Origin of the sequence: Brevundimonas sp. DC300-4 (assembly GCF_049897365.1) — a bacterium.
Lineage (GTDB): Bacteria > Pseudomonadota > Alphaproteobacteria > Caulobacterales > Caulobacteraceae > Brevundimonas.
Map to the genome: position 1 here is coordinate 279,510 of NZ_JAFCWC010000002.1, position 18,988 is coordinate 298,497.

Genomic DNA, 18,988 nt, shown 5'->3' on the forward strand with positions numbered 1-18,988 from the left:
TACTCCCCGAGGTTCGGATCAGGACGCGATCTGGTCGCCGGGCGCCCAGGTTCCGTGGAATCCGGCTGGAACGCGGACGGGCAGGGGGATCCGTGCGATCGGGCCCTTGTCGAAGTCCTGGGCGTTCAGGACCTGAACCTCGGAGGTTCCGTCCGGCGCCGTGGCGAAGACCACAACATAGCCTTCGTCTTCGGAGGTCGATCCGACGCGGGGTGCGAACACGGGCTCGGACCCGCCGATGCCGCCGCCGAACTTGTATTCCTGCGCCTGACCGGTGCCGAGATCGTATTTCAGCAGACCATCGAACCGCTGCAGTTCCTCGGGCGCCATCGACACATGGTAGGACCATTGCGTCTTGGCGCCGGTGTGGTCGAGGTTGATCACCGGGAACTCGCCGATGCGGTCGTCGAGCTGGCGTTTCTTCACCTCGCCCGTGACCATGTTCATCCGCCACTCGACCGGCACGGCGTTCAGCGCCAGAACGTTGACCATCGAGGCGTAGGGGCCATAGGCCGGGTTCGGCGGGAAGCCGTTCGGCTGCATCATACAGGCGGTCATGACGACCTCGTCGCCGTCTTCCCAGGCATTGACGACGTGATAGATGTAGCAGGTGTCGGTCTCGAACCATTTGATCTGGTCGCCCCTGCCGTTCTTGGGCGCGACGCCGAACCGGGCCGGCTGATCGGCGACCTTGATCTGCCACATGTGGTTGCGCAGCCCGCCCTCGGTGAAGACCACCGGCAGGTCGTGCAGGATGACGTAGTTCTCGGTCAGCCCCATGTCATGCGGCAGGCGCGGACCGGGCAGGTCGACGCGCTGGAAGTTGGTCAGGACATTGTCCTTCGACACGACGCCCCAGGTCATCCAAGGCTCTGTCAGGGAATAGTCGAAGAAGCAGAACTCACCGGTCCTCGGATCGACCTTTCCATGGGCCGAGACGTGGCGTGACAGGCCGCCGCCGAAGGTCTCGTTGCCGAGCGTCTCAAGGGTGCGCGCATCGACCCGCACCGGCTTTCCGGAGATGTACCACAGGGCCATCAGCGAGCCGTTGTGGAAGACCAGGTCGGTGTTGGCCGTGTCCTTGTAGACAAGCTCGCCCCGCGTCGAATCCGGCCGCGACTTCGACGACGGCATCAGGACACCGCCGGCGCCGATCGCCTTGCCAGCCTTCTCGGCGCGATAGTCGTCGGTGCCGATATAGCGGTTGCGGTACTCCGCCTTGCCGTTCTCGAAATAGACGGCGTGGATCATGCCGTCGCCGTCGAACCAGTGGTGCATCCCCTCGGCCGCCTCATGTGGATTCGGGCCATTGCGGACGAAGGACCCGTGCAGATCCTTCGGGATCTCGCCGATGACCGGCAGTTCCAGCGCCGTCGTCTCGGCCGCGACGGGCTCGTACAGGCCCTGCAGATAGGGATTCAGGGTGTTAAGGCCGGTCAATTCGCCGGTCGAGATCCTGCGGGCTACGGCGGCGTCGTCGGCCATGGCTCAAGCTCCATCCATCCAGAAAGGCAAGTTACGCGCGGCGGTATCTTAACGCAAGTCAGGTCTCACGCCCCGGGAGGCGTGGCGGCCAGGAACTCCTCGAAAGCGGTGTTGCCGTCAGAGGGACGCGTCCAGCTCTCGACAGACATCATCGCCTCGCGGCCCGCGTTGAACCGTTCCAGCGGCATGTCCGGATCCCGCCCGAAATCCAGTCCCGGCCCCTCGATCCGATGTGCGGGCCGTACCTTGCCGGCCCCGGCGACCAGGGTCTCGCCGTTCAATTGACAACCTGCGCTGACCAGCCAGCTGACCACGGGCGCGACCAGTTCGGCGGGCATGGCTGCGGCGGTGGCGTCATTGACGTATTTCTCGGTCATGGCGGTCAGGGCGTAGGGCGCGACGGCATTGGCGTGGACGCCTTTGGACGCGCCCTCCAGGGCGATGACCCGCATCAGGCCGATCACTGCTGCCTTCGACGCCGAATAGGCCGCCATGCCGTGCACCCCGTGCAGCCCGGCCGCCGAGGTGGTCATCACGATTCGGCCCGCCCCTTGTTCGCGCATGTGCCGATAGATCGGCAGGGTCGCCGTCAGGGTTCCAAAAAAGTTGATGTCGAAGACGCCCCGCACCTGTTCGACGCTCTGTTTGTGCAGGCTCATCGCCTCGGGCACCCCGGCGTTGTTGATCAGCCCGTCGATGCGACCGAACCCGTCCAGCGCCGCCGCAAGGAGCCGGTCTCCGGCTCCGTCCTGCTCGACGGCCAGGGCGCAGGCCACAGCCTTGCCGCCCTCCGCGCGGATTCGGGCGGCCACCGCATCCGCTGAGGCCGGTTGGCCTTGAGCCCTGGGTCGGGTGTTGACCACCACACTCGCGCCCCGCGCCGCCAGATCCAGCGCATAGGCCAGACCCAGGCCGCGCCCTGCGCCCGTGACGATGACAACACGGTTCTCCAGCGATCGGTCGGCCATGAACTCTCCTCGCTCAACACTTGCGTAAAAGGACTTGCAAATCTGGTCTGTTGGCGCAAGCCTCTCGGTAGAGCTTCCGGCAACAGGGGGCCAATCATGGGAACGGGACCGCCAACATGAAGACCATCATCGAGAAGACCGCGTCCGCCGCCGTGCTGATTCTGGCCGCCGGCCTGGCTACGCCGACCTTCGCCCAAAGCACTGGAACGCCCGCACCGCAGGACGAGGCCGCCTCGCTGGACGACATCATCGTCACCGCCCAGCGTCGCGCACAGTCGCTGCAGGACGTGCCGATCGCCATCACCGCCTTCGACGCCGAGACGTTGGAGCGTACGGCGGCACAGGGCATCCAGGATGTGGCGTCCAAGGCGCCGGGCGTGACCCTGACCCAGTTCAATATCGGCGAGCCCCAGCTCTACATCCGCGGTGTCGGCACCACGAGCGACTCGGCCGCCAGCGACCCCTCCATCGGGGTCTCCATTGACGAGGTGTCCATCGGTCGAGCTGGAGCCAGTTCCCTGGCCTTCCTCGACATCGAGCGGGTCGAGATCCTGCGCGGGCCCCAGGGCACCCTCTACGGCCGCAACGCCTCGGGCGGCGCGCTGAACGTCTATACCCGCAAGCCCCAGCTTGAAGACACGACGATGGCGCTGCTGCGCTATGGCAGCTTCAACGAATGGGGCGGCGAGGCAGTGATCAACCGCATGATGGGCGAGGCTTCGGCCGCCCGCCTGGCCGTCCGCGTCAACTCCAACGACGGCTATGCCGAGAACGTACCCTCAGAGCGAGGGCTGGAGGGCGGCAACCAGTTCGGCGCGCGAGTCTCGCTGATGACCGAGGCCGGTCCCTGGACCCTCACCGGATCGGTCGATGTTTCTCGCGACCGGATGGACGGTCACGCCCGTATTCCGGTCACGACGTCGAGCACGGCTCCGGCCTTTGTCGCCCTCATTAACGGCCTTCGCACCGGGCTGGATGTTCGCCAGAGCTATTCCTCGCCCGACAACTATCAGGACCGCGACAACTGGGGCGCCACGGTGCGGGCCGAGTATGCTGCCGAGGCTTTCGACGTCGTCTCCCTGACCTCCTATCGCAACAACGAATACAGCTGGCGCGATAACCTGGGCGGGCTGCCGTTCCCGAACTTCCCGCTGATGGTCGATGACCGGGCCACAGAGGACGCCAGCCAGTTCAGCCAGGAGGTCCGCCTGGTTTCCAAGCCGGACTCAGCGGTCAGTTGGGTCGCCGGTGTCTACTACTTCAGCGAGGACGTGGACCGCTCGGAGCGCTTCATCGTCCAGGCCGCCCTGCCGATCGCGCCGCCATCGTTCGGCGGTGACACCACATTCAACCAGACGGCCGCGAACTCGAGCTACGCCGCCTTCGGTCAGGCGACCATTCCGTTCGCCAATATCTGGGAACTGACTCTCGGCGCCCGCTGGACCCATGACGAGCGCGAGATTCATCAGGTCGCCCTGGACAATGACCTTGGTCTCAACCCCCCCGTCGGCATCCCCCTGGGGCCGACCGGGTCCCCCTACAACGTCCGCGCTGAGGCCAGCTTCGAGGAGCCGACCTGGAAGATCGCCCTTGCGGTCGAGCCGTTCGACAACGTGCGCCTCTATGCCTCCTACGACCGGGGCTACAAGGCCGGGTCCTTCCCGTCAGGCGCCCAGACGGGCGTCCAGGCCGGCACGCCGCTGCGCTCGGAACTGCTCGACAACTACGAGCTCGGCCTCAAGTCGACTGTGATGAACGGCCGGCTGCGCTTCAACGCCGCTGCCTTCAAGCTCGAGTACGACGATCTGCAGGTCTATGAACTGCTGGGTCTAAACCTGGTCACGTCCAACGCCCAGGCCGAGGTCAATGGCTATGAGATCGAGAGCGCCTTCGCGGTCACGAACAACCTGACGATCGGCGGTTCCTACACCTCGCTGGATGCCCAGTTCACCTCGAACGCTGTCTCGGGCGCTTCGATCCTCCGCTACGACGGCCTGACCCTGCCGCGTTCGCCCGAGAGCCAGTACACCCTGTACGCCGACGGCGAGTGGGACATGTGGGGCGGCGAGCTGGCTGCCCGCATCGACTATCAATGGACGGACGACTTCTTCTTCGACCCGTCGAACAATCCTGAGGTCCGCTCGCCGGCCCACAGCCTGGTCGGCGCCTATGCGTCATGGGAGGCCGCGAACGGGGTGAAGATCGCCGTCTACGGCAAAAACCTGGGCGACGAGGAATACCAGCAGCACATCATCAAGAACGTCGGGGTGGGCTTCAGCGTCTTCGGTCCGCCACGCTCCTACGGCATCGCGATCAGCCGCAGCTTCTGATCGGACTCAGGCGGCGCTGGTCTCGACCGGCGCCGCCGCCTCGACCTCCCAGCGGATGTTGCGCGGGTCAATCTTCCGCCCGGTCGCGATGTCGCAGACCACTGCCGAGATCGGATCGCCCGTCCCGGTTTCGATCAGCCGCAGCGGCGAGCCGTCCGGGCACAGCCATCGCTCCGACCAGCCGTGCATGGCCATGATTATCGGATAGAGGTCGCGGCCTGCCTCGGTCAGCCGGTATTCAAACCGCGGCGGCGCCTGCTGATAGAGGCGCTTCCCCAGCACCCCCTGCAACACCATGGTTTTCAGCCGGTCGGCGAGGATGTTGGTCGCCACGCCCAGCGCTTCGTGGATTTCGTCGAACCGGCGCAGGCGGAAGAAGGCGGCGGCCAGCACGGCCCAGCTCCAGTAATCGCCCATGATGTCGGTCGAGCGATCGATGATCGCCCGGTCGGTCTCGATCGGCTGGGTACGACGCCGCCGCGAGGTCGGCGGGGCGATGGGGACCAGGCCCTCGCGTGCCTCCCAGCGGACGTGATGCGGTTCGATCGATCGACCGCCCTCATGGTCGAAGACCGCAGGCGTGACCCGCGCGCCCGTCTCCCTGTCGAAGAAGGCCATGGCGTAGCGTTCCTGCAGCGGCGAACGCGCCCATTTCCGCTCCCACTGACCCTGCATGACGGCGACCCCGAACATGTCGAGACCCATCTCGGTCAGCCGGTATTCCATCCGCGTCGCCGACCCCTTGGCCTCGCGCTGTTCCAGCAGGCCCGCCGCCGTCAGCCGGTTCAGCCGGTCGGTCAGGACGCTGCGCGGCATACCCAGCCGATCGCGCCAGTGCGAGAAGCGCCGCGCGCCATAGAAGGCCTCGCGCAGGATCAACTGGGTCCAGGCGTCGCCGGTAACGGCGAAGGCGCGGGCCACGGGATTGCCCATGATCAGGTTGCGGGTGGAAGGAAGCGTCACGCGGACTGGTCTTTGTCTTCAACCCGATCTGCGTTGGGCCGAGTCGATCCTAGCATCAGATCGCGCCACACGTCGCCCGTCGATAAATCCTTATTTGCAAGTGACTTTGCCGGGCTTAGGATCGCCCCATGATCGACACGCTTTCCGCCATCGACCTGACCGCCGCGCCCTGTCGCCCGGTGCGGTTCGGAGAGGTGGGGGTGGAGATCGAGCGTCGTCCCGACGGGGTGGTCATCGTCTCTGGCAGGGCGCCGCTGAAACCCTACGACCCCAATTTGGCCGCTGCCTTCCGGCGTCATGCCGATGCGACGCCGGACAGGCTGTGGCTGGCGAGGCGAGAGGGTCCGGAGCGGGACTGGACCCGGTTGACCTACGGCGAGGGTTGGGCGCGCGTGGCTTCGGTCGCCGCCTGGCTCATGGTTCGCAGGGTGACCGCCGACCGGCCGATCCTGGTCCTGTCGGAAAATTCGCTGAACCACGCGGTCCTGATCTTCGCCGGAATGGTGGCGGGCGTCCCGGTCACCTCGGTCAGCGTCAACTATTCGTTGCTGTCGACCGACTTCGAGCGGCTGCGTCATGTCGTCGACCTGATCCGGCCAGGCCTGGTCTATGCGGAACAGGGCGGGCTCTTCGCCGCAGCCATCGCCGCCGTCGCACCCGATGACGCGATCATTGTCACCGCCGCGTCCGGGATTCCGGGCGCCGTCGACTGGAGCGAGGCTGTCGGCTTCCCGACGCCGGACCTGTCCGCTCACATCGCCGCCCTCGATCCGACGAAACCCGCCCGCTACCTCCTGACTTCCGGATCGACCGGACGGCCCAAGGCGGTGATCCACACCATGGCCATGGCGACGGGCAACACCCATTCGGGCTTCCAGGCCATGGGTGACGCCTTCGCCTGGGACCGTCAGGCGCTCGACTGGCTGCCCTGGAGCCACATCGCCGGCTCGTCGCTGATGACCAATATCACCTGCCTCGGCGGCGCCCTCTACATCGACGACGGGCGACCGATGCCCGGCAAGTTCGACGAGACGATCCGGAACCTGAAGGAGCTTCCGCTTCGCTACTACGGGACCATGCCGAACGGCTATGCGATGCTGGCCGATGCGTTGGAGGCCGATGGCGACTTCGCCCGCCGCTTCTTTACCGAGCTGCGCGCCATGTTGTTCGGCGGCGCGGGCCTGCCCCAGGCGCTGCATGACCGGCTGCAACGGATCGCGGTGCGCGCCACGGGACGGCGGTTCGTCTTCGTCTCCGGCTACGGCTCGACCGAGACCGGTTCGGCGATCAGCTACACCTGGTGGGAGGACACCCGCGTCGGCATCGGCCTGCCGGTCCCGGGTGCGGCGTTCAAGCTGGCGCCCTGCGACGGCGTCTATGAGGTGCGGGTCAAGGCACCGTCCGTCACGCCCGGCTATTTCGCAGACCCGGACCAGACCGCTGCGGCCTTCGACGAGGAGGGGTTCCTGCGCATGGAGGATCTCGCCGATTTCCACGACCGTGACCGGCCGGAGGGCGGCCTGTATTTCGCCGGCCGCCGTGCGGAACAGTTCAAGCTTATGAACGGCACCTTCGTCATCGCCGGTCGCCTTAGGGATTCCCTGCTCGGCCGGCTCGCCGGCGTGGTGCGCGAGGTCGTCATCTGCGGTGATGGCGAGGCCGAGGTCGCCGTCCTTGCCTGGGCTGATCCGGAGGGGCTCCGTCGCCTGACCGGCGGGGCGGACACCGGACACCCCGCCGTCGTGTCGGCCGTCGCCGGGGCGCTTGCCGCCCACAACCGCGACAATCCCGGCCAGTCCAGCCGTATCGGTCGTCTGCTGTTCCTCGCCGATCCGCCGGACCCCGAGGCGCACGAGGTCTCCGACAAGGGCTCGATCAACCGGCGGATGGTGCTGAACCGTCGGGCGGAGGATGTGGCGCGGCTGTTCGCCAACGCGGCTGTCTGCATCTCGCCAGCGCCCTAGATTTTCCGTGCATCCCCGCGAAGGCGGGGACCCAGGTTTCACCTGCACCTCGGTGCTCGGGATCGAGGTTTGCGCGCGCCGGGTGAAGGTCATCGCCCAAAGCCCTGGGTCCCCGCCTTCGCGGGGATGCACGGACTGACAGGGCCTACCCCAGCTCCGGTCCGCCCGTCGGGTCCCTCGGATCCAGCGGCAGCCCCGCCGCCTGTCTCGCCTTCAGCACCCGCAGCCAGCCGTGCATGGCCTCGCAGTCCAGACCGTGCATCATCAGCCGGAACCCCGCCTGCAGCGTCGACAGGGTCACCAGCGGGTGGCCGTTCTTGACGAAATGCATGTGGTAGTCGGTCCCGAGAATCCGCCCGATATAGATGCCGACGATTTCGTCCAGCTGCAGCGAATGGCTGGCCCGCATGAAGTCGGCGCGGGGCAGCATCAGGGCATACAAGGGGGTGTAGAACTCCACCGCCGTCTGGATGTCGATCCGATTCAGCAACCCGGTCGGGAAGGTCTCGAACGCCGGTTCGATGTCCGACAGCATGGAGAAGTCGACGCGCTCGGGTGGCGTGATCTCCTTGCCGGCGGCCCGCAGAGCCATGTTCAGCTCGATGATGAAGTTGAAGATGTTCAGGTCGTGCTGGAGGAAGACATTGTCCTCCAGGTCCTTCAGCGTCAGCGGCTTCAGCGGCACGGTCTTGACCATGGCCGGGTCGATCCCCGCATTGGCCTTCATGAAGGCCAGCAGCTCCGTCCCGACGTGGAAATGCCGCAGGATCAATGTGTTGCACTCGGGAGACCCGAAGGTTCGCAGGCCCCAGTGGATGGACTTGTGCAACAGGCCGTTCAGGTTCGGATACCTCGGCGAGATCGCCCGCAACACCTTCACGAGGCCGAAGAAGAGGAAGACCAGCGGCCGCGAGACCGGGAACAGCCAGCGCCGGGACCATGACCTCGCGCCGAGCAACAGCGCCCGCTTGGCCTGCGGATCGATCGGCAGGGAGTGGTCGAGATAGAGCGCCAGCCACGGGTCGGGATCGTTGGCGTCATAGCGGCGCGCGTCGAACGGATCGGTCTTCCACCCGGCCGTATCGCCGCCGTCGGACAGGCTCACGCTGCGATCTCCTCGATCTGCAGCGCATAGAGGCGAGCGGTCACCTTGGCCGTCATGACGATTCGCTCGGCCACGGCGTCGTCGGGCAGGACCATGCGCAGCATCTCCTCGAACTCGCGCATATGCTCCGCGTCGTTCTCGCCGTGATAGAGCAGGAAGCGCACCGCCTCGTCGGGCAGGCTGAGCCTTTCCTTGACCAGCCGGCCCCAGGGCGCGGCCTTGATCGAGCCCAGTCCCTCGATGATGAACATGGCCCCCAGCAGACCGAACGGATCGGGCTTCGACGCCTCATGGAACATCCAGGCCGAGATGGCCTCGGAGCCGACGTTCTTGGGCGCCGAGCGGATCTCCTCGACCTCGCCGCCCGAACAGACGAAGTCGGCCTCCAGCAGGCGGAAGTCGCGATGTTCGGTCACCGCATGGCGCATGAGGGTCGAGCGCAGTTCGAGGTGGCTCTCGCCGACGTTCGACGCCGCGCGCGACATCCACAGCGCGCCGTCCTTCACCTGCTGGCGCAGGTTGATCAGGAACAGCTGGTAGTCGGTCAGTTCGAACCGTCCGCGCGTCAGCTTGCGGATCAGGGGCGTCGCCTCCAGCCGCTGTTCGAAATCGGCGAAGACCACCGCCAGCTTCCGAAGGGTGTCCGCGACCTGGTCGTCCCCCCGTTGCTCAATGCGCGCTCCGTCCGCCATCACACCACCTCGCACATCATGAAACCGACCATGGCTCGTCCGCTCTCGGGCACGATCAGCAGGACCTTCTCGCCTCGCTTCGCCCGTCCCGACCGCATGAAGGCATCCAGCATGACCCAGATCGAGGCCGCGCCGATGTTGCCCACGGTCGGCAGGTTCGAAAACCACTTTTCCTCGGGAATCATGGCGGCAGTGCTCTTCAGGACCGAGACGATCTCCTCCCGCAGCGACCGGGCCGAATAGTGACACAGCAGGTGGTCGACCTCGTCCGGCACGATCCGCCCCTGATCGACCTTCTTCAGCCAGACCCCGATCCAGGCGCGGATGACGATCTTCAGCAGTTCGAAATCCTGTACCAGGGCGATCGACCCCGACGCATGGGCCGCGACCGGCCCCGCATGGCTCCAGGCCGACTTCATGTCCGCGCGGTCGGCGAAGGTGGAGCCGGCCCACATGCAGGGATCGAACCGCCCGGCCAGGGAGGTCAGGTCGATCCAGTCGACCTTCAGCGACAGGCCGTCCGGTCTGGGTTTCCGCTCCATCACCACCGCGCCCGCGCCGTCTGACAGGGTAAACCTGAGGAAGTCCGCCTCGACCGGCACCCTGCCCTTGGCGTCCAGCAGCGATGTGCCCTCATAGAACTCCGGCCGGAACCAGCGCGACGAGAACTCCCCCGCCGCCGCCGCCGCGACCTCGGCTTCTCCGGCCCGGATCTGCAGCCACGCCCCTTTGGCCGCCATCAGGGCGGACGCGCAGACCGACTGATAGCTGGCGATCTCTATGGGGCCCGCCCCCAGTTCCGCATGCACCGCGCTGGCGTGACCGGGCACGATATAGTCGCCCTGGGTCGTGGCCGTGGCGAGGTGGCCCAGCTGGCCGATCGACAACCCCGCATCCTCCAGCGCCGCCTTCGTCGCCTCCGCCGTCATCGAGGCGTTTGAATGCAGCGGGCGCCCCTCTGGCGTCAGGGCATAGTGGCGCGTCTCGACCCCGTTCCAGCGCAGGGCCCGCCGACCGACGGCGGAACTGCGCCCGCCGATGCGGCCGATGAAGTCCTCCATCGCCTCGACGCCGACAGGGTCGCCGGGCAGGAACGCGCCGGTTCCCGTGATGTAGACGTCGCGAAGCAGACCCGGAGACATGGCTCCCAATGCGCACGATTGCGCGTCCGCCCGCAAGCCGACGATCCCTGACGGAACGCAGGTCGGGGTCCGGACGCTGTTCTATAAACCGCCAAGGGAGACGAACATGCTGAAGGACAAGGACTCCGCCGCCATCGTCGGCGTGAAGGATCTGGACCACGCCAAGGCCTTCTACGGCGAGACGCTCGGCCTGAAACTCGAGCCGAAATCCGGCGACGACGTCGCCATGTACAAGACCGGCGGGACGGTGATCTGCGTCTACGTCTCTGAGTTTGCCGGGACCAACAAGGCCAACGCCGTCGTCTGGGGCGTCGGCGACGAGATCGAGAGCATCGTCGCTGCACTGGCCGGCAAGGGCGTGACCTTCGAGCATTATGACATGGAGGGCGCGACCTACGAGAACGGCGTCCACCAAATGGGCGACTTCCGAATGGTCTGGTTCAAGGATCCGGACGGCAACATTCTGCTCCTGAACTCGGGCGACTAAATCCTCCCCCGATGGGGGAGGGGGACCGCGAAGCGGTGGAGGGGGCCAATGGCTCACGCCGGCGTTCGCGGATGCCCCCATCCCTCTCTGCGCTGCGCTTCGAGCCGCCTCCCCCGATGGGGAGGATTGCGGCTACCCCTCGATCGAGACCACCGCGCCCTGTTCGACCGGCCGGCGCGAGGTCCGACCGCGCGCTAGCCGGCGCTTGATCCAGGTCTGCATCGGGTCGTCGATCAAGGCGTGGAAGGCGAAGGCGAAGCCGACGGCGGCCAGGACGCCTGCACCCCAGATGGCCCACTGAGCGTCAGTGGACAGGGCGTACTTGGCGATCAGGACATTGGCGACGCCGAACCAGGCGATCCGCACCACCTCATTGGTGATGAACATCGAGAAGGAGACGACGCTGGCCCGCTCGATCAGCTTCGAGGGTCGCAGCACCGGGATCGCGCCTGCCGCCAGGATGATCAGGGAGATGAAGGTCAACGAGATCAAGGCGTTCTTGCCGTCGAACTGCACGATCGCCAGCCCCACCGCCGCCGCGACACCGATGATCCGGGCCATGCGCGGCGCCACGAACACCTTCTCCGAAAACACCGCCAGCCCCATGCCGAGAATGAACAGCGGCAGGGCCCGCAGGAAGCCGAACTTCAGGGGCATCTGATAGACGGGATAGCCGAGGAAGGCGTGGCAGGCTTCGTTGGCGACGAGATACAGCAGGATGACGCCCGCCAGCGCGCCCCACGGCCCGACGCTCTTCAGCGTCCGCAGGACATAGGGGAACAGGACATAGCAGCCGACGAGGGCCGAGATCGACCAGCTCGGTGCGTTCCAGCCCAGGCCGCCGTGAATGCCGAACGCCTGGGTCAGGGTCAGCTGTGCCGGCAACTGGTCCCAGGCGAACCATTCCGGATTGCGCGGCGACATGCCGAACGCGGCGCTCAGCAACACCAGCGCCACCAGCGCCAGACCCATCATCAGATGCGCCGGATAGACGCGCAGGAACCGCTTGATGAAGAAGTCGCCCGGCGACATCGCGCCGCGTCCGACGGCGCCGCCATAGACGCGCATCAGCACATAGCCGCTGTCGATCAGGAAGAAGTTGGTCAGCAGAAAGCCGCCGCGCTCGAACACCGGATGCAGGCTTTCCGCCAGCGGAACCGGGCCCGCCGCCTGGAAGTGATGCAGGATGATCATCGAGGCCACAATGAAACGCAGGGCGTCGAGCCACCCGCCGCGCGCGATGGGCGGTGTCTCGTTTCGGGTCGAATTCGCGGTCCATGCCATGGGAAATCTCTCTTCCGAGGCGAAATCCGCAAGGATCGGGCCGCTTTGCCCTCAGCGAACATCGGTCTAGTCTGGCGCCTTCAGGGGGCTGGATGACCGACGAAGATCCGCGCGAGGGACGCATCCGGCTGGGCCGGCGTCGCGACAAGGCGACCGAGAGCCTCGACGCCATCGAGATGGCCGAGAACGTCATGGAGGCCACGGAAGAGGCCATGGGACCGCCCGACCCTGCCGTGCTTCTGGTCGAGGAACAGCGCCGCCTGATCAAGGCCCAGGTCTCAAACGAGCGGATGGGATTCGTCCTGCGCGTGATGACCGCCCTGGTCGGAGTCGTCTTCGTCGCGGGCCTGGCCATGATGGTCTGGACCGCCGCCAACTCGCGCGCGGTGGTCGTGGATCCGTTCGACAGCCCCTATGGCCTCACCCGCAGGGGGCACACGGGCCAGGTCATCGCCCGCGGCGTCGCCGACGTGGTCACGACCATCGGCACGGACGCTCGAAATTCCGCCGAGAGCCGCGCCGTGGCCCTGAACTGGACCCGCGACGTCGCAGTCGTCGTGCCTTCGACCGGAGTCTCGCTCGGCGAGATCGACAAGCTGCTGCGCGGCTGGTTCGGCAAGGAGACCCACATCGGCGGCGCCGTGACTGTCAGCCAGGACGGCGAGGTCTCCCTGACCATCCGCGCCGACGGCGTGCGCGGCCGCACCTTCACCGGCCCGGAAGCGGAGATGCCGCGCCTGATCACCGAGGCGGCGGAATACATCTACGGCCGGTTCGAGCCCCAGCTGTTCGCCAGCTACCTGCTCGAGACCCGGCGCTACGAGGATGCCGAGCGGTTCATCCCCGTCGCCTATGCGGCCCATCCGACGTCCCGGGCCGCGCTGGCCTATGACTGGGGCATCCTGCTGGCGACCCTCGGCCGCCCGGCGGAAGCGGCCGACAAGCTCCGGCTCTCGCTCAACATCGAGCCTGGCGACCCGGATGTCTGGGAGATGCTCGTCACCACCCTGTTCGACGCGGAGGGCGAGGAAGCCGCCGCCCGCGCGGCGCGCCAGATGGCGGCGCGATCCACCCCCGACGGCGAGCCGATGTTGAGCGCCAATGGCCTTTTGCTGACCCAGGACTGGACCGGCGCCATCGAGCGCGCCGAGGCCGACATCGACAGGACCGGCGGGGAGGGCGCCCTGGGCGGTCAGGAAATCAGCCTCGCCGATTCCGAAGGCCGCCGTCATGACTACGCCGGCGCATTCCGCCATCTCGCCGGCGCGGCTCCCGACGCTCCCCTGACCCTCGCGGCCCGGCGCATGATCGAGACCTACCGCGCTCTCGGCTCAGGCGACCGCGCCGGGGCTCTCACCGCCGCCGAGGCGCTGGATGCGATCTGGCAGTCCGATGAGGATGTCGCCTTCACCTTCTATGAGGCGCCCTGTTTTCTTGGTCTCGCCGAGGGGCTGTCCGGACGGTATGCCCAGGCCGAGGCCGCCTTCGTGCGCGGCGACCGCTACATGTCCTGCGCCGCCTTCCGCGCCGATGTGCTGGAGGCGCGCGGCCTGCACGCCGAGGCTGACCGCCAGTATGGCGTCGCCATCCGCCTCGCTCCGTCATTGCCGTTCGCCTATCAGCGCCGCGCCCTGACCCTGCTGGCGCGCGGCGACGCGGCCCGCGCCGTCACCCGCTTCCGCGACGCCCACCAGCGCGGCCCGCGTTGGGCTGATCCGCTCAAGGGCTGGGGCGATGCCTTGGCCGCCCAGGGCCGCTGGGCCGAGGCCGCCGCGAAATACGTCGAGGCGGAACCCTTCGCTCCCGAATGGCGGGAGCTGCATCTGGCTCACGCTGTGGCGCTGGACCGGCTGGGGCGACGGCAGGACGCCGAAGCGCAGCGCGAGAAGGCGGCGACCTAGAACCAGGCCTTGAGCCCGACGACCTCGCCGGTGTCGTCGGCCTCGGGCGTCGACATGTTCGTCGCTGTCTCAGACCGCGGGGCTTCATTCGACGCCGGGATCGCCGTCGTTCGACAGGACGGCGGCGGCGCCCACGGCTGGCGCGGGCGGGAATATACCCGTCTAAGACAGGGGTTCCGTCGTCACGCTAACCCCCCGTTAACCACGCTCCCGGCATTTTCTGCCCAGTAGTTACCAGGGTTGGACAATGAGCGGCGCGGAAGTTCTGGATGTGGGCCGCGACGCCCTGTGGCTGACGATCCAGCTGTGCGCGCCCGTGCTCCTCGTCGGTCTGGTCGTGGGCGTCGGCATCGGTCTGTTCCAGGCCCTGACCCAGATCCAGGAACAGACCCTGGTCTACGCCCCCAAGATCATCGCCATCTTTATCTCCCTGCTGCTGTTCCTGCCGCTGATGGGCGGCCTTCTCGGCGCCTTCATGCGGACCATCGCGGCGCGCATCTCGGGCATGTAGCGGGGCTGAATGGAGCCCTACGCCACCGCCGATCAGGTCTGGGCCGGCGGGCTGATCTTCGCCCGCATCGGCGCGATCATCCTGACCCTGCCGGGCATCGGCGAGACCTACGTCCCGCCGCGCATCCGCCTGTCCCTGGCCCTCGTCATCTCGCTTTGCCTGTGGCCTGTCATCGGCGGGTCCCTTCCGGCCCTGCCCGACAGCCTCGGCGCCACGGTCGGTTGGGTCATCCGCGAGGTGATCACCGGCCTGATGATCGGCTCCATCCTGCGGATCTTCACCAGCGCCCTGTCGACCGCCGGCGAGATCGTCTCGCTGCAAACCACGCTCAGCTTCGCCCAGACCGCCAACCCGCTCATGGGCGGCCAGAACACCACCATCGCCGCCTTCCTGATGCTGTTCGGCACGGTCCTGGTCTTCGCCACCAACACCCATCACCTGTTCATCGCCGGGCTGGTGGGGTCCTACGAGTTGATCGCCCCGGCGCGTCCCCTGATCGCCGCCGACTTCGTCGAACTGGCCATCCGCACGGTGGGCGACAGCTTCATTCTGGGCGTCCAGTTGTCGGCGCCGGTGATCGTCTTCGCCCTCATCTTCAACCTCGCTGCGGGCCTGATCGGGCGGGTGATGCCGGCGTTCCAGATCTTCTTCGCCGCCGCCCCGCTCAGCATCATTCTGGGCCTGTCGATCTTCGCCCTGTCGCTCGGCGCGCTGGGAACGGTCTTCATCGACCGCTACCGCAACCTGGCCAACCTGTTCGTCTCGGGAGGGGTCGGTGGCTGACGACAAGGATCCCGACTCGAAGACAGAAGAGGCGACACCCCAGAAACTCGAGGAAGCGCGAAAAAAGGGCGACGTCGCGAAATCCGCCGACGTCGCCCCGGCCCTCAGCCTCCTCGGCGCCACCGCCGTCATCGTCATGGGCGGCGGCTATTTCGCCACCTCGATCGGCGAGGCCTTCATGCCTTTCATTGCCTCGCCCCACCTGTTGATCGGCGGGCTGGAGGCGGGCGCGGGCGTCGAGATCGGCATGAACGCCGTCTGGGCCGTGGCGCCCTTCCTCGGTGCGGTCATGCTGGCCACCATCATCGGCGGGGTGGGCGGCAACGTCTTCCAGTCCGGCTTCCTGTTCTCGGCCGAGAAGATGAAGCCCAAATGGGAAAAGATCAGCCCGATGGGGGGGCTCAAACGCATCTTCGGCCCCGATGGCCTGATGCAGTTCGCCCAGACCTTCGCCAAGCTGGTCGCCGTGTCGGTCATCTGCTGGATGGTCCTGAAGCCGCACATGCGCGAGTTCGAGAACATGGCGGCGATGTCGCCCGCCGCGATCCTGCCGCTCACACGCGACCTCATGATCGCTCTGATGGCCTCGACCCTGGTCTTCCTGGTTCTCGGCGCCGGCGCGGACTTCATCTGGCAGCGGATGCGGTTCGCCAAGCGTCAGCGCATGACCAAGGAAGAGGTCAAGGAAGAGTACAAGAACACCGAGGGCGACCCCCACGTGAAGGCCAAGCTGAGGCAGATCCGCATGCAGCGCAGCCGCCAGCGGATGATGCAGAACGTCCCGAAAGCCACGGTCATCGTCACCAACCCGACCCACTATTCGGTGGCCCTGCGCTATGAGGCCGGCGACGCCGCCCCCGTCTGCGTCGCCAAGGGCGTCGACGCCCTGGCCCTGCGCATCCGCGAGGTTGCGCGCGAGCACGACGTCCCGATCGTCGAGAACGTGCCCCTGGCCCGCGCCCTCTACGCCGCCGTCGATATCGACGAGACCATCCCGCGCGAACATTTCGAGGCGGCGGCCAGGATCATCGGCTTCGTCATGCAGAAGCGGAAGCGGCGATAGCGCTGTATGATCAGCCCACTGATTCGCGGGGGCTGACTTGCCATGACCGTTTCCAACGCGCCGTCGGCGCCGAAGTTCGACATCACCGTGATCCTGATGGCGGTCGGTTTCGCCGTGGCCATCGCGGCCCTGGCCTGGCCCGCCTTCCAGGCCGGGCCCCTGACGACGCCGCACATGATCCTGCTGGTCACGGTGGCCGCGGTCGCCCTGATGGGCCTGTTCGCCTTCAACCGGATCGATGTCCACAGCCGCAGCGACCGGCCCGCCGGCGACGTGGCGGTGGAGATGCTGGACGCCATGGCCGAGCCCGCCGCCCTGGTCTGGGCCTCCGGCGCCGTGCTGGCCTATAACGGCGCCTGGGCCTCCCAGAATGGCGCGACTGTCAATCTGCCCAAGGGCAAGTCGGCCCAGGCCCTCTATATGGCCTTCGCCCAGGCCCGCAAAGGCGAGCAGGGTCGCGCCATCGTCCTGATCGGCGACCGGGAGATCGAGGTCCTGATCGGCCAGGCCGGGGAGGGGCGTTTCCTGGTCCGTGAGGCGCCCGAGGCGACGCTCAGCAACACCCCGACCGCCGTCCCCGCGCCCGCCTATGCCGCCTCGAACGGAGACGCGCGCGCCATGGCCGCCGGCGCTCCGTTCGGCTCGGCTGTCATCGCGGGGGACGACATCTTCGCCGGCCGCGCGGAGGAGCCCAATCCGGCGCTGGCGACCCTGACCGGCCCCGCCTCGGCCCGTGACGCCGCCTTCGGCCATCTGTTCGATCCCGCCGGAGTGACCGAGGCCCGCGCCCGCATCGCCGCCGGATCGACCGGCCCGATCGAGCTGGTCGCTCGCGCCCATCCCGACAGGATGCTGCACCTCTATGTCGCCCCGGAAGGCGACAAGCGGCGCGTCTGGCTGTTCGACGTTTCGGCCCAGAAGTCGATGGAGCTGCAGCTGTCTCAGGCCCAGAAGATGCAGGCCGTGGGTCAGCTGGCCGGCGGCGTGGCCCACGACTTCAACAATCTGCTGACCGCGATCCAGCTCCAGCTGTCCGAGCTGCTTGAACGCCACCCGGTCGGCGATCCGTCCTATGATGGCCTGAACCAGATCCGTCAGACCGGCATCCGCGCCGCCGACCTGGTGCGCAAGCTGCTGGCCTTCTCGCGCAAGTCCACCGTGCGTCGCGAGCGGCTCGATCTCGGCGAGCTGGTCGGGGAGTTTGCGGTCCTGCTGCGCCGCCTGCTGCGGGAGGACGTGCGGCTGGAGACGGACTATGGGCGCGACCTGCCGGTGGTCATGGCCGACAAGTCCCAGCTGGAGACGGCGGTCATGAACCTTGCCGTCAACGCCCGCGACGCCATGCGCGGCGTGGTCGAGCCCGGCGCAGGCGTCGTCACCATCAAGACCCTGCGTCTGACCCAGGCGGATGCGCGGACCCTCGGCTGGCTTGAGGCGCCCGACGGCGAGAGCGCCCTGATCGAGGTCTCTGACACCGGCCCCGGCGTCCCGCCCGAACTGCTGGACAAGATCTTCGAACCCTTCTTCACCACCAAGGCGGTCAATGAGGGGACCGGCATGGGCCTGGCCACCGTCTACGGCATCGTCCAGCAGGCCGGAGGCCATATCGGTGTGACCAATCTGGAGGGGGCGGGGGCGGCCTTCCGCATCTTCCTGCCCGCCGCCTCGGAACAGGAGCTGATCGAGGTCGGCCCGGTCGTGGCCAAGGTCAAGAGCGCCCCCCGCGACCTGTCGGGCAACGGCCGCATCCTGTTCGTTGAAGACGAAGCCGCAGTGCGCGGCATCGCCGCCCGCCTGCTGCGCCAGCGCGGCTACGAGGTCATCGAGGCGGCCGACGGCGAGGAAGCCCTGTTGCTCGCCGAGGAGTGGGCCGGCCAGATCGATATGATGATCTCGGACGTGATCATGCCGGGCCTTGATGGACCGAGCCTGCTGAAAAAGGCCCGCCAGTACCTCGGCGACGCCCCGGTCATGTTCATCTCCGGCTATGCCGAGAGCGACTTCTCCGACCTGCTGCAGGACGAGGCTGGCGTCTCCTTCCTGCCCAAGCCGCTGGACATCAAGACGCTCGCCGAACGGGTAAAACAGGAACTGCGTCCGGGCTGACGCGATACTTCTGTCCCTCCCCTTCGGGGAAGGGTGGTCGGAGCGCAGCGGAGACCGGGTGGGGGCGGCAAGGCGAAACTCCATTGTCCTGTGTCCGCATCACCGGCCGTTCCCACCCCGTCGATGCAAGCGCATCGACGACCCTCCCCCGAGGGGGAGGGAGAATGAGCCACCCCTTGCCTCCCGGCCCCGCTTGCGCCCCTA

General features: G+C 67.2%; 15 protein-coding genes. 8 read left to right on the forward strand and 7 right to left on the reverse strand.

The annotated features are described in order from the left end of the window. Positions 1–18 precede the first annotated feature (18 nt). Together ACP7AZ_RS04875 and ACP7AZ_RS04880 are read right to left on the reverse strand one after the other, a co-directional pair. A complete protein-coding gene (locus ACP7AZ_RS04875) occupies positions 19–1,485 on the reverse strand; it encodes a carotenoid oxygenase family protein (protein ID WP_426036614.1) in 1,467 nt (488 codons plus the stop codon). A 65-nt stretch (positions 1,486–1,550) separates the two neighbouring features. After that, entirely contained in the window at positions 1,551–2,453 is a 903-nt protein-coding gene (locus tag ACP7AZ_RS04880; protein WP_426036616.1) for an SDR family NAD(P)-dependent oxidoreductase, read from the reverse strand. A gap of 116 nt (positions 2,454–2,569) precedes the next feature. Between ACP7AZ_RS04880 and ACP7AZ_RS04885 the strand changes: the two genes are divergently transcribed. Beyond that, a complete protein-coding gene (locus tag ACP7AZ_RS04885) occupies positions 2,570–4,783 on the forward strand; it encodes a TonB-dependent receptor (RefSeq protein ID WP_426036618.1) in 2,214 nt (737 codons plus the stop codon). 6 nt (positions 4,784–4,789) lie between these two features. On the opposite strand, the gene ACP7AZ_RS04890 is transcribed toward ACP7AZ_RS04885, so the two are convergent. After that, entirely contained in the window at positions 4,790–5,746 is a 957-nt protein-coding gene (locus ACP7AZ_RS04890) for a winged helix-turn-helix transcriptional regulator (protein WP_426036620.1), read from the reverse strand. Positions 5,747–5,874: 128 nt separating this feature from the next. Here ACP7AZ_RS04890 and ACP7AZ_RS04895 point away from each other — a divergent pair, with 128 nt between their 5' ends. Further along, the gene (locus ACP7AZ_RS04895; RefSeq protein WP_426036622.1) at positions 5,875–7,710 is read left to right on the forward strand and encodes an AMP-binding protein; all 1,836 of its coding nucleotides are present in this window, start codon (positions 5,875–5,877) and stop codon (positions 7,708–7,710) included. Positions 7,711–7,855: 145 nt separating this feature from the next. Here ACP7AZ_RS04895 and ACP7AZ_RS04900 read toward each other — a convergent pair whose 3' ends face one another. The 3 genes from ACP7AZ_RS04900 to ACP7AZ_RS04910 are packed head-to-tail and all read right to left on the reverse strand — an operon-like array spanning position 7,856 to position 10,649. After that, complete coding sequence (locus ACP7AZ_RS04900; RefSeq protein WP_426036906.1) at positions 7,856–8,809, reverse strand: DUF6999 family protein; 954 nt, start codon at positions 8,807–8,809, stop codon at positions 7,856–7,858. A gap of 2 nt (positions 8,810–8,811) precedes the next feature. Then, positions 8,812–9,507, reverse strand: coding sequence for an iron-containing redox enzyme family protein (locus tag ACP7AZ_RS04905; protein WP_426036624.1), 696 nt, complete (start codon positions 9,505–9,507; stop codon positions 8,812–8,814). Beyond that, on the reverse strand, positions 9,507–10,649 hold the full coding sequence (locus tag ACP7AZ_RS04910; protein WP_426036626.1) for a beta-ketoacyl-ACP synthase III: 1,143 nt from the start codon (positions 10,647–10,649) through the stop codon (positions 9,507–9,509). The genes ACP7AZ_RS04905 and ACP7AZ_RS04910 overlap by 1 nt, the downstream gene beginning before the upstream one ends. A 106-nt stretch (positions 10,650–10,755) precedes the next feature. Between ACP7AZ_RS04910 and ACP7AZ_RS04915 the strand changes: the two genes are divergently transcribed. Beyond that, the gene (locus tag ACP7AZ_RS04915; protein ID WP_426036628.1) at positions 10,756–11,136 is read left to right on the forward strand and encodes a VOC family protein; all 381 of its coding nucleotides are present in this window, start codon (positions 10,756–10,758) and stop codon (positions 11,134–11,136) included. Positions 11,137–11,268: 132 nt separating this feature from the next. Here the strand turns inward: ACP7AZ_RS04915 and ACP7AZ_RS04920 are convergent, their stop codons facing one another. Next, on the reverse strand, positions 11,269–12,420 hold the full coding sequence (locus ACP7AZ_RS04920; protein WP_426036630.1) for an acyltransferase family protein: 1,152 nt from the start codon (positions 12,418–12,420) through the stop codon (positions 11,269–11,271). Positions 12,421–12,512: 92 nt separating this feature from the next. Between ACP7AZ_RS04920 and ACP7AZ_RS04925 the strand changes: the two genes are divergently transcribed. From ACP7AZ_RS04925 to cckA, 5 genes are all read left to right on the forward strand, one after another. Continuing rightward, positions 12,513–14,321, forward strand: coding sequence for a hypothetical protein (locus tag ACP7AZ_RS04925; protein WP_426036632.1), 1,809 nt, complete (start codon positions 12,513–12,515; stop codon positions 14,319–14,321). 247 nt (positions 14,322–14,568) lie between these two features. Next, the gene (fliQ, locus tag ACP7AZ_RS04930) at positions 14,569–14,832 is read left to right on the forward strand and encodes a flagellar biosynthesis protein FliQ (RefSeq protein ID WP_425987983.1); all 264 of its coding nucleotides are present in this window, start codon (positions 14,569–14,571) and stop codon (positions 14,830–14,832) included. A 9-nt stretch (positions 14,833–14,841) separates the two neighbouring features. Further along, complete coding sequence (fliR, locus tag ACP7AZ_RS04935; RefSeq protein WP_426036634.1) at positions 14,842–15,615, forward strand: flagellar biosynthetic protein FliR; 774 nt, start codon at positions 14,842–14,844, stop codon at positions 15,613–15,615. After that, the gene (gene flhB, locus ACP7AZ_RS04940; protein WP_426036636.1) at positions 15,608–16,678 is read left to right on the forward strand and encodes a flagellar biosynthesis protein FlhB; all 1,071 of its coding nucleotides are present in this window, start codon (positions 15,608–15,610) and stop codon (positions 16,676–16,678) included. Before fliR ends, flhB begins: the two co-directional genes overlap by 8 nt. 42 nt (positions 16,679–16,720) lie before the next feature. Next, positions 16,721–18,784 (forward strand): cell cycle histidine kinase CckA, encoded by a 2,064-nt coding sequence (gene cckA, locus ACP7AZ_RS04945; RefSeq protein ID WP_426036638.1) that lies wholly within the window; start codon positions 16,721–16,723, stop codon positions 18,782–18,784. Positions 18,785–18,988: the final 204 nt, after the last annotated feature.

Coding starts and splice junctions, on each gene's coding strand:
- ACP7AZ_RS04875 (WP_426036614.1), bottom strand. CDS start 1,485: ATGGCCGACGACGCCGCCGTAGCCCGCAGGATCTCGACCGGCGAATTG.
- ACP7AZ_RS04880 (WP_426036616.1), bottom strand. CDS start 2,453: ATGGCCGACCGATCGCTGGAGAACCGTGTTGTCATCGTCACGGGCGCA.
- ACP7AZ_RS04885 (WP_426036618.1), top strand. CDS start 2,570: ATGAAGACCATCATCGAGAAGACCGCGTCCGCCGCCGTGCTGATTCTG.
- ACP7AZ_RS04895 (WP_426036622.1), top strand. CDS start 5,875: ATGATCGACACGCTTTCCGCCATCGACCTGACCGCCGCGCCCTGTCGC.
- ACP7AZ_RS04905 (WP_426036624.1), bottom strand. CDS start 9,507: ATGGCGGACGGAGCGCGCATTGAGCAACGGGGGGACGACCAGGTCGCG.
- ACP7AZ_RS04910 (WP_426036626.1), bottom strand. CDS start 10,649: ATGTCTCCGGGTCTGCTTCGCGACGTCTACATCACGGGAACCGGCGCG.
- ACP7AZ_RS04915 (WP_426036628.1), top strand. CDS start 10,756: ATGCTGAAGGACAAGGACTCCGCCGCCATCGTCGGCGTGAAGGATCTG.
- ACP7AZ_RS04920 (WP_426036630.1), bottom strand. CDS start 12,420: ATGGCATGGACCGCGAATTCGACCCGAAACGAGACACCGCCCATCGCG.
- ACP7AZ_RS04925 (WP_426036632.1), top strand. CDS start 12,513: ATGACCGACGAAGATCCGCGCGAGGGACGCATCCGGCTGGGCCGGCGT.
- fliQ (WP_425987983.1), top strand. CDS start 14,569: ATGAGCGGCGCGGAAGTTCTGGATGTGGGCCGCGACGCCCTGTGGCTG.
- fliR (WP_426036634.1), top strand. CDS start 14,842: ATGGAGCCCTACGCCACCGCCGATCAGGTCTGGGCCGGCGGGCTGATC.
- cckA (WP_426036638.1), top strand. CDS start 16,721: ATGACCGTTTCCAACGCGCCGTCGGCGCCGAAGTTCGACATCACCGTG.